Below are 10,254 nucleotides of genomic sequence, written 5' to 3' on the forward strand. Positions count from 1 at the left end.
CGTGGTCTGGTTTTTGGTGCCTTCAGATTCATCCTGGTACGTTATTCAGTTAACTCCCGTGTTCTGCACAAAGCTATCCACAGAAAACGTGAATAAGATCTCTCTTTTTACGGACTTTTGTTTATAACTTCGCATGAGTCTGTGAGTTATCCCGACATTACGCCCCTAAGCGCCCGCAAATCCAGTGGTTTACCGCCTGTAAGGAGTGTGAAACAATCAGACCATTCAATTTTAGCTTTTGAGGTAGTCCGGTGATCGATGATGATGGCTACCGCCCGAATGTTGGTATCGTAATTTGTAACAGGCAGGGGCAAGTGTTATGGGCCAGGCGCTTTGGACAGCACTCCTGGCAATTTCCTCAGGGAGGCATCAATCCCGGTGAAACCGCGGAACAGGCGATGTATCGCGAACTGTTCGAAGAAGTCGGGTTACACCGCAAAGATGTTCGAATACTTGCATCTACCCGTAACTGGTTGCGCTACAAGTTGCCAAAACGTTTGGTGCGTTGGGACACAAAACCGGTTTGTATTGGTCAGAAACAAAAGTGGTTTCTTCTGCAGTTGATGTGTAATGACGCAGACATTAATGTGCAGCACAGCAGCACGCCGGAATTCGACGGCTGGCGGTGGGTAAGCTTTTGGTATCCGGTCCGTCAGGTTGTCTCTTTTAAGCGCGATGTTTATCGTCGGGTGATGAAAGAATTCGCTGGCGTAGTGATGTCCATGCAGGAGAGTGCGGTGCAGCGAAATCATCCTGCCCATCGACGTAAAAGAGGATAGGCCACGCCCTTTATGCTCACTCAGTTGCGAGAAATTGTTGAAAAGGTGGCGAGTGCGCCACGTCTGAATGAAGCACTCGACATTCTGGTTAATGAGATCTGCCTGGCGATGGAAACGGAAGTCTGTTCCGTCTACCTCGCCGATCACGAACGTCGCTGTTATTACCTGATGGCGACACGCGGTTTGAAAAAACCGCGTGGGCTAACGGTCAAGCTGGCGTTTGATGAAGGTATTGTCGGTCTGGTGGGGCGACTCGCTGAGCCGATTAACCTTGCCGATGCGCAGAGCCATCCCAGCTTTAAGTACATTCCTTCAGTAAAGGAAGAGCGCTATCGCTCTTTCCTTGGCGTGCCTATTATCAGCCGCCGCCAGCTTATGGGCGTGCTGGTGGTTCAGCAGCGTGAACATCGGCAGTTCGACGAAAGTGAAGAGTCGTTTCTCGTTACCCTGGCCACGCAGCTGGCTGCCTTACTGTCACAATCGCAACTGAGTCAGTTGTTTGGTCAGTATCGTCTGGCACGTATTCGGGCCATTGCTGCCGCCCCAGGCGTTGCCGTCGCGCCGGGCTGGGTAGACGAAACCCAGCCCTTACTCGATCAGGTTTCTGCCGCCTCAACGCTGGATCCGCAGCGTGAACGCGAGCGTTTGTCACTGGCCATGACCGAAGCCGCCAGTGAATTCCGTCGCTTCAGTAAACGCTTTACCGCCAGCGCGCAAAAAGAGAGCGCGGCGATCTTCGATCTCTACTCGCACCTGTTAACGGACGCACGCCTGAAAAAGGATCTTTTCGCGGAGATCGAGCGGGGATCCGTTGCCGAGTGGGCGGTCAAAACCGTCATTGAAAAGTTTGCCGCCCAGTTTGCCAGCCTGACGGACAGCTATCTGAAAGAGCGCGCCGGCGATCTACGGGTGTTGGGTCAACGTTTGCTGTTCCATCTCGATGATTCTCTGGTGGGCGTGAACGCCTGGCCTGAGCGTTTCGTGCTGGTGGCAGACGAACTCACCGCCACAACGCTGGCGGAAATTCCGCACGAGCGTCTGGCAGGGATTGTGGTACGCGACGGCGCGGCGAACTCCCATGCGGCCATTTTGACCCGGGCGATGGGCATTCCGACCGTCATGGGTGCGGACATTCAACCCAGTCAGTTAAATAAACGTTTGCTGATTGTCGATGGCTATCGCGGTGAACTGCTGATCGATCCTGAACCGGTTCTGGTGCAGGAGTACCAGCGGCTAATCAGTGAAGAAAATGCCCTCAGCAAAATGGCTGAAGGCGGCGTGGACAGGCCGGGCGAGCTGCGTAGCGGTCAACGTATACAGGTTATGCTGAACGCGGGGCTGAGCCCGGAGCATGAGCAAACGCTGGGCAGCTGGGTTGACGGTATTGGCCTTTACCGCACTGAAATTCCCTTTATGCTGCAAAGCGGTTTTCCATCGGAAGAAGAGCAGGTTGCTCAGTATCAGGGCATGCTGCAGCTGTTCCACGAAAAGCCGGTTACGCTGCGCACGCTGGATATCGGGGCAGATAAGCAGTTGCCTTACATGCCGATCAGTGAAGAGAATCCTTGCCTGGGCTGGCGGGGCATTCGTCTCACGCTCGACCAACCAGAGATTTTTATGGTGCAGGTGCGCGCGATGCTGCGTGCTAACGCCGCGTCAGGCAATTTGAGTATTTTGTTGCCGATGATCAGCCATATCGATGAGATAGACGAAGCCAGGCGGCTCATTCAGCGTGCCGGGACAGAAGTGGAAGAGATGCTCGGCTATACCATTCCGGCGCCGCGCATCGGGATTATGATTGAAGTGCCTTCTATGCTGTTTATGATCCCGCACCTCGCGTCGCGCGTCGATTTTGTGTCTGTCGGGACCAATGACCTGACGCAGTATTTACTGGCGGTGGATCGTAATAATACTCGCGTGGCGAACCTGTATGATTCGCTGCATCCGGCTATGCTGCGTGCGCTACAGGCAATTTCCATTGAAGCCCATTTGGCGAATCTGGAATTATGCTTATGTGGTGAAATGGCGGGCGATCCGATGTGTGTGGCGCTATTGATAGGGATGGGATATCACCATCTCAGCATGAACGGGAAGAATGTCTCACGCGTGAAATATCTGCTGCGTCATCTGGATTACGAAGAAGTCCAGAAACTCAGCACCCAGGCGCTCAAAGCCTATTCAGCGTCAGATGTGCGTCAGCTGGTCTCGGCGTTTATGGAAGAGCGCGGCCTGGGCGGCCTGATTCGCGGCGGTCGTTAACCCAGGTTACATTTCTGCGGCTACTCAGAAAACTGGCTGTGCTATGATGCCCAGCCCTAATTTATGTGCATCACGTCCCCTTTTCAGGGCTGAAAATAAACGGTGAATGATGAATAACGGCTATATCGCATTTCCGCAGTTCGATCCGGTAATCTTCTCGATCGGACCGCTTTCGCTTCACTGGTACGGATTGATGTATCTGGTGGGTTTTGTTTTCGCCATGTGGCTGGCGGTGCGTCGGGCCAACAAGCCAGGCAGCGGCTGGAAAAAAGAGGAAGTAGAGAACCTGCTTTACGCGGGCTTCCTGGGCGTTTTCCTGGGTGGTCGTATTGGTTATGTGCTGTTTTATAACCTGCCGCTGTTTCTCGATAATCCGCTTTACCTGTTCAAAGTCTGGGATGGCGGTATGTCATTCCACGGCGGGCTGATTGGCGTGATCCTGGTGATGCTGATATTTGCGCGTCGCACCAAACGTAATTTCTTTCAGGTCTCTGATTTTATTGCGCCGCTTATTCCGTTTGGCTTGGGCGCTGGTCGCCTGGGTAATTTTATCAATGGTGAACTCTGGGGCCGTGTCGATCCCAATTTCCGTTTCGCCATGCTGTTCCCCGGCTCGCGCAGCGAAGATATCGCGCTGGCGGCCAACAACCCACAATATCAGGCCTTACTGAACACCTATGGCGTGCTGCCGCGTCATCCTTCACAGCTGTACGAGCTGTTTCTTGAAGGCATCGTGCTGTTCATTATCCTGAACCTGTTTATTCGTAAACCTCGCCCGATGGGCAGCGTCTCTGGCCTGTTCCTGATTGGCTACGGCACATTCCGCATTATTGTTGAATTCTTCCGTCAGCCAGACGCACAGCTTGGTTTGCTCACCGGTGGACTGAGCATGGGGCAACTCCTGTCGATCCCAATGATTATTGCCGGTGTGATTATGATGATTTGGGCGTACCGCCGTCGCCCGCAGCAACAACTTCACGAGGAAAAATGAAACAGTATCTGGACTTAATGCGCTACGTGCTGAACGAAGGCACACCAAAATCTGACCGTACCGGTACAGGCACGCTTTCAATTTTTGGTCACCAGATGCGTTTTAATCTGCAGGATGGTTTTCCGCTGGTCACCACAAAAAAGTGCCACCTGCGCTCCATCATTCATGAACTGCTGTGGTTTCTGCAAGGCGATACCAATATCGGTTACCTGAAAGAAAACAACGTCTCAATCTGGGATGAGTGGGCGGACGAGCAGGGTAATCTTGGGCCAGTCTACGGCAAGCAGTGGCGCAGTTGGGGCACGGCAAGCGGTCAGGAAATTGATCAAATCACCAAGGTGATTGAACAACTGAAACGCGATCCGGATTCCCGCCGCATTATTGTGTCAGCCTGGAACGTCGGCGAGCTGGATGAAATGGCGCTGGCACCCTGCCATGCGTTTTTCCAGTTCTATGTTGCGGACGGTAAACTCTCCTGTCAGCTTTATCAGCGCTCTTGCGATATCTTCCTGGGGCTGCCGTTTAATATCGCCAGCTATGCATTGCTGGTACATATGGTGGCACAGCAGTGCGATCTGGACGTGGGTGATTTTGTCTGGACCGGGGGCGATACGCACCTTTACAGCAACCATCTGGAGCAGGCACGTCTGCAGCTGACACGTGAGCCGCGACCGCTGCCGACGCTTGTCATCAAGCGAAAACCTGCTTCGTTGTTCGATTATCGCTTCGACGATTTCGAGATTGAAGGTTACGATCCGCATCCGGCGATTAAAGCCCCGGTTGCCGTCTGACGTTTTCCTGATAATAAGCCCCGGTATGACGTTGCATGCTGGGGCTTTTTTTATCTTTCCGCCCAGCGCTTTGCGGCGATGATCTCAAACGATGCTTCAAACACGGCATGCAGTTGAAATAGTCTGCAGCGCCGCTTCCCGTTCCCGCTTTTACTCATTGCCATCCCGCCCGCCAGATCGCACGCTGTTGCCATGAAAAGACCAACATCAAAAGGGTTTACGCTGGCAGAGCTACTGTTTGTCATGGTGATTGTCGGCATTCTCAGCGCGTTTGCCACTCAGGGCTGGCAGCGCTGGCAGCAGCGTCAACAATTACGGGATAGCGCTCGCCAGCTGCAGTTTTTTTTGCTCAGCGTACGGGCTCAGGCCAACTGGCAAAACCGCGACTTTGTGCTGTGGGCGCGAACCATGCAGCCCTGGTGCTTAGGCGTTGGCGATGCGCCGGTGAACGGCTGTGATCCCGCCCGACGCCTGCATTTTATTGCGCCGCACACGGGCGTGACCTTGCAGCCGCTACGCGGTGAGCCAGGCTTTTACGGACGGCGCAACGTGGCCAGAGCGGGCAGCATTGAGCTGGTCAATCCAGCGGGACGAATCCGGCTGATCATCTCGTCACGGGCGCGGATTCGCCTGTGCTCCTCAGAGGAAGCAGGCTGCGAATGAAAGTGGCCGGATTTAGCCTGCTGGAAATGCTGATTGCGATGGCCATCAGTGCGGTACTGATGGTGGGCGCAGGGCGCTTTATGCCGCTGCTGTTGGGGGAAAATCTCCGTCTGCAACAGCGGGTGCAATTGCAAACGGAGCTGCAGCAGATGTTGTCTACACTGGAAAAAGCCGTGCGACGGGCAGGCTATTGCCCGGGAGAATGTGGCCGTGAAGGATTAACAATAACCGGGAGCTGTCTGCTTATCCGCTTTGATGAGAACAGCAACGGTCGCTGGGAAGATATCAGTCATGGTGAAAGCGACTATTACGGCTACCGGCTGCGGCAAAAGCAGCTGGAGATGCAGCGCGGTGTGGATAACTGCAATGGCAGTGGCTGGGAGCGCTTGTCCGACCCCGCGTTTCTCTCTGTGGAAGCCCTTGAACTGCAGCGGGAAGGCCAGCGGGTCAGGATAATGCTGCAGGGGCGAACGGGTCAGCAGGAGGAAACAGTGGTGCGCTGGGTGGAGGGCATGAATTTGTGAAGGCGCAGGGCAACAGCGCGCTGGGGATGGTGTTAATCATCATGCTGACAGGCGGCATAACGCTGCACGCCAGCCGCGACATGCTGACGCAGGGGATGCGCGGGGTTGCCGATGAGCAGCGTTTCATTCAGGGATTCTGGCAGGCGCAGTCGGCGCTGCAGTGGGGGCTGACCTTACAGTGGCCCGAGCAACCGTCGTTGATCTGCCAACAGGAGAACCAGTATGGCTGGCAGAGCTGCCTGCACAGAACCGCAGATGACAAAGGATTACTTAAAGGTGAAGACCGCACAGGCGAGATGGCCCTGTGGCGCTGGGTACGGGTGCAGGGCAGCACCATTCATCCTTTGCCGCAGGGCTGGATTGACTACTGCCCGCTGGCCGCGTCAGAGCAATGTTTCTGACGCGCGTGGGTTCAGCCTGCCGGAAGCCCTGTTTGCCCTGCTACTGATGGCTGTGAGCACCAGCGCTCTGCTTCAGTATCACCGCGTGTTGACGCTGGGTTTCAGTCAGCAGTGGCAGCAACGAGAAGCCTGGCGCGTTGCAGAGCAGCGACTGCTTGGCCACGAGGTGCCAGGCTGGCAATCCCGTTTCGAGAAAACACAAGGTCCGGGAGGCTGTGCGCTGGAAAAAGCCGAGGTGAGCGGGCCGCATCAACGTCACGCCAGCCTGATGCGTTTAACCTGTTAAGCGGTTAGGGCATTATGCTTACCCGCCTTTTGGTAGGCTTGAAATGCGATACGCGGTAGAGTGAGTATCCTCTGAGGTCGCTATGCCGTTTTGATTTTCCACAGGAGTTTTCATGTTTCACGTTTATCACTCTAATCAGCTTGATCTGCTCAAAAGCCTGGCAGCCAGAGTGATTAAACTGGATCCGCTTGACGATCCTTTTGCCTCAGAAATGGTGCTGGTACAAAGTCCGGGCATGGCGCAATGGTTACAGATGGAGCTGGCGCACACCTTTGGCATTGCGGCGAATATTGAATTTCCGCTACCGGCCAGTTTTATCTGGGAAATGTTTGTTCGCGTACTGCCGGACATTCCGGTCGAAAGCGCTTTTAGCAAAGCCAGCATGAGCTGGAAGCTGATGCACCGTTTACCCTCGCTGCTGCTACAGGATGAGTTTGCCTCACTGCGCCATTACCTGAGCGATGATGGTGACAAGCGCAAACTGTTTCAGCTCAGTGCCCGCGTCGCTGACCTGTTTGACCAGTATCTGGTTTATCGCGCCGACTGGCTGAACAGTTGGGAGCGGGGTCAGCACATCGACGGCCTGGGCGATGCCCAGATTTGGCAGGCGGCGCTATGGCGTGACTTAGTGAATTACACCGAGGAACTGGGCCAGCCTAAATGGCACCGTGCCAACCTCTATGCGCGCTTTATCCATACGCTGGAGCAGACGCAGACCCCACCAGCCAACCTGCCCGAACGGGTTTTTATTTGCGGCATATCAGCGCTTCCGCCGGTCTATCTTCAGGCGTTACAGGCGCTGGGGCGACATATCGATATCTATCTGCTGTTCACGAATCCCTGCCGCGACTACTGGGGCGACATTCAGGATTATGCTTTTCTGGCGAAGTTACAAAGCCGTCAGCGTCGCCGCCACGATCGGGAGGAGTATCGTGGATTGTTTAGCGATGTGGCGCGTGCGCCTGCGCTGTTCAGTGACGAAGGCGAGCAGCAGCTCACGAACCCGCTCCTGGCCTCCTGGGGCAAGCTGGGGCGCGATAACCTTTACCTGCTCAGCCAGATGGATCTTAACAGCGAAATTGACGCCTTTGTCGATGTAGAGGAAGACAACCTGCTGCACAGCATGCAGCACGATCTTCTCAATCTGCAGGACAAGGCCGTGATCGGTCTGACGGCCGACGAACTGGCCTACAGTGGGCAAAAGCGTTGTCTGGATCCAGCGGATCGATCCATCGCCATACAGGTTTGTCACAGTGCCCAACGCGAAGTGGAAGTGTTGCAGGATCATTTACTGGCGCGGATGGAGGCGGATCCCGGGCTAAAAGCACGCGATATCATTGTCATGGTCGCCGACATTGACGCCTATGCGCCTTTTATTCAGGCCGTGTTTGCTAATGCTCCGGCCGAACGTTATCTGCCGTTTGCCATCTCTGACCGCCGTGCCAGTCAGGCGCATCCAGCGATTGTGGCTTTTCTGCATTTACTGGCGCTGCCCGACAGCCGTTTCGTCTCCGAAGATGTGCTGGCGCTGCTGGACGTGCCCGCCTTAGCGAACCACTTCTCGATTGACGAAAGCGGGCTGCGTTTACTGCGGCGCTGGGTGAGCGAATCGGGCGTACGCTGGGGGCTGGATGATGCCAGCGTTGAGGCACTGGCCCTGCCGGTTACCGGTCAGCATACCTGGCGCTTTGGGCTGCAACGCATGCTGCTTGGCTATGCGATGGAAAGCCAGCATGGCGACTGGCAGGGCATCCTGCCCTACGATGAGTCAAGTGGACTGGTGGCCGAACTGGCAGGTCATCTGGCTGAGCTGCTGTCGCGGCTCAACCACTGGCGTCAGGTGCTGTCCGAACCGCGCCCGCTGGAAGCGTGGCTGCCTTTGTGCCGCGAGCTGCTCAATGCATTCTTTACGGCCGATCCCGAAACTGAAGCTGCACTGCTGCTGGTGGAAGAGCAGTGGAAGGCGTTGATTGAATACGGCATGGACGCACGCTTCGATGAGCCCATTCCGGTGGTGTTGCTGCGCGACGATCTGCGCGGCCGACTGGACCAGCAGCGTATCAGTCAGCGTTTTCTCGCCGGACAAATCAACTTTTGTACCCTGATGCCAATGCGTTCCATCCCGTTTAGCGTCGTGTGTTTACTGGGGATGAACGATGGCGTTTATCCGCGTACCCTGGCGCCGCTGGGATTTGACCTGATGCAACAGCAGTCGCGTAAAGGGGACCGTAGCCGCCGTGATGACGACCGTTACCTGTTTCTGGAGGCCCTGATCTCCGCGCAGCAACAGCTCTATATCAGCTATATCGGACGCGCGATACAGGACAATACCGAACGTTATCCGTCCGTGCTGGTCACAGAATTACTGGAATATATTGGGCAAAGTTTTTATCTGCCAGGCGATGAAGACCAGGATCTGGACGAGAGCGCGCGCCGGGTCAGGTCGCATCTGGAACACTTACACAGCCGGATGCCGTTCGCGCCCGAGAACTTTCAGCCCGCGTCGGCAGCCCACAGTTTTGCCCGCGAATGGCTTCCCGCCGCGCGGGGTACGGGTCAGCCCCAGCCCGATTTCGTTCAGCCCCTGCTCACGCCGCCCGTAGAGACATTAGCCCTTGAACAGTTCCTGCGATTCTGGCGTCATCCCGTGCGGGCCTGGTTTCAGCAACGCTTGGGCGTGAGTTTCTGGCTTGAAGAAAATGAACTCCCCGACAGCGAACCCTTTGCGCTGGATAGCCTGGAGCGTTACCAGATTAATGCCCAACTGCTGAATGCACTGGTAACAGGCGAGGACACCGATCGTCTTTATGCCCATCACCGCGCTGCCGGAAACTTACCTTATGGCGCGTTTGGTGAACTGTTCTGGCAGGCTCAGCGTGAAGAGATGCAGGAGGTGGCGGCAGACGTCACCTCTCAACGTAGCGAAGGGGAAAGCTGGGAAATCAATCTGGATCTGGACGGCGTCAGCCTGTCCGGCTGGCTGACTCAGGTGCAGAGTGACGGGCTACTGCGCTGGCGGCCAGGCGTGCTGAATATCAATGATGGTTTATTACTGTGGCTCGAACATTTAGTTTATTGTGCACTGGGCGGTAACGGCAGAAGCCGCATGTTTGGCCGCCAGCAGAGCTACTGGTGCTTCCACGCCGTTGCGCCGGATGACGCCACGGCCCAGTTAGCGCGCTACATGCAAGGTTATCTGCAAGGAATGCGCGAACCCTTGATGCTCCTGACTAAAAGCGGGGGCGCCTGGATCAGCACCTGTTTTGATAAGAAAAGCCATCAGTTCCTCAGTGATGAGGCCACGCAGCTCAAAGCCCGCAACAATTTGCTGGCGGCCTGGGTGGGGGGGTATCAGCAGGAGGGCGAGGGAAGCGATCCCTATTTGCAGCGGCTGTGCAGAGTACTGGACGAATCCCAGCTACAGCGCATAACCGAGGCGGCGGCGTGCTGGTACTCACCGGTGCTGCAGGCCCATCAGGACGATCGGTAAGTCACACCTTTGCAGGTGATGAGAACACCAACGAACGTTTGTTGTATTTTCAGCCGCCAATGCGCTGGCA

The 10,254-nt window shown here is 55.6% G+C and carries 9 protein-coding genes; all 9 read left to right on the top strand.

The window, feature by feature from the left end; genetic code table 11:
- The first annotated feature begins 251 nt into the window (after positions 1–251).
- The 9 genes from rppH (at position 252) to recC (ending at position 10,184) form a co-directional block, all read left to right on the top strand.
- Positions 252–779, top strand: coding sequence for an RNA pyrophosphohydrolase (gene rppH, locus PAGR_RS04700; RefSeq protein ID WP_013026988.1), 528 nt, complete (start codon positions 252–254; stop codon positions 777–779).
- A 12-nt stretch (positions 780–791) separates the two neighbouring features.
- Entirely contained in the window at positions 792–3,038 is a 2,247-nt protein-coding gene (gene ptsP / locus PAGR_RS04705) for a phosphoenolpyruvate--protein phosphotransferase (RefSeq protein ID WP_014605140.1), read from the top strand.
- A gap of 109 nt (positions 3,039–3,147) precedes the next feature.
- On the top strand, positions 3,148–4,029 hold the full coding sequence (gene lgt, locus PAGR_RS04710; RefSeq protein WP_024471441.1) for a prolipoprotein diacylglyceryl transferase: 882 nt from the start codon (positions 3,148–3,150) through the stop codon (positions 4,027–4,029).
- Positions 4,026–4,820, top strand: coding sequence for a thymidylate synthase (thyA, locus tag PAGR_RS04715; protein WP_014594480.1), 795 nt, complete (start codon positions 4,026–4,028; stop codon positions 4,818–4,820). The genes lgt and thyA overlap by 4 nt, the downstream gene beginning before the upstream one ends.
- A 192-nt stretch (positions 4,821–5,012) precedes the next feature.
- Positions 5,013–5,483, top strand: coding sequence for a prepilin peptidase-dependent protein (locus PAGR_RS04720; protein ID WP_013026984.1), 471 nt, complete (start codon positions 5,013–5,015; stop codon positions 5,481–5,483).
- The gene (locus PAGR_RS04725; RefSeq protein ID WP_014605141.1) at positions 5,480–6,007 is read left to right on the top strand and encodes a prepilin peptidase-dependent protein; all 528 of its coding nucleotides are present in this window, start codon (positions 5,480–5,482) and stop codon (positions 6,005–6,007) included. Before PAGR_RS04720 ends, PAGR_RS04725 begins: the two co-directional genes overlap by 4 nt.
- Complete coding sequence (locus PAGR_RS04730) at positions 6,004–6,408, top strand: DUF2509 family protein (RefSeq protein WP_014605142.1); 405 nt, start codon at positions 6,004–6,006, stop codon at positions 6,406–6,408. Before PAGR_RS04725 ends, PAGR_RS04730 begins: the two co-directional genes overlap by 4 nt.
- Positions 6,368–6,694, top strand: coding sequence for a prepilin-type N-terminal cleavage/methylation domain-containing protein (locus tag PAGR_RS04735; protein WP_230957768.1), 327 nt, complete (start codon positions 6,368–6,370; stop codon positions 6,692–6,694). The genes PAGR_RS04730 and PAGR_RS04735 overlap by 41 nt, the downstream gene beginning before the upstream one ends.
- Before the next feature lie 112 nt (positions 6,695–6,806).
- On the top strand, positions 6,807–10,184 hold the full coding sequence (recC, locus tag PAGR_RS04740) for an exodeoxyribonuclease V subunit gamma (RefSeq protein WP_014605144.1): 3,378 nt from the start codon (positions 6,807–6,809) through the stop codon (positions 10,182–10,184).
- Positions 10,185–10,254: the final 70 nt, after the last annotated feature.

The organism is Pantoea ananatis PA13, from assembly GCF_000233595.1.
GTDB lineage: Bacteria > Pseudomonadota > Gammaproteobacteria > Enterobacterales > Enterobacteriaceae > Pantoea > Pantoea ananatis.

Excerpts from the sequence above, each read along its gene's own strand:
- ptsP (WP_014605140.1), top strand. The coding sequence starts at position 792 with ATGCTCACTCAGTTGCGAGAAATTGTTGAAAAGGTGGCGAGTGCGCCA.
- lgt (WP_024471441.1), top strand. The coding sequence starts at position 3,148 with ATGAATAACGGCTATATCGCATTTCCGCAGTTCGATCCGGTAATCTTC.
- thyA (WP_014594480.1), top strand. The coding sequence starts at position 4,026 with ATGAAACAGTATCTGGACTTAATGCGCTACGTGCTGAACGAAGGCACA.
- PAGR_RS04720 (WP_013026984.1), top strand. The coding sequence starts at position 5,013 with ATGAAAAGACCAACATCAAAAGGGTTTACGCTGGCAGAGCTACTGTTT.
- PAGR_RS04725 (WP_014605141.1), top strand. The coding sequence starts at position 5,480 with ATGAAAGTGGCCGGATTTAGCCTGCTGGAAATGCTGATTGCGATGGCC.
- recC (WP_014605144.1), top strand. The coding sequence starts at position 6,807 with ATGTTTCACGTTTATCACTCTAATCAGCTTGATCTGCTCAAAAGCCTG.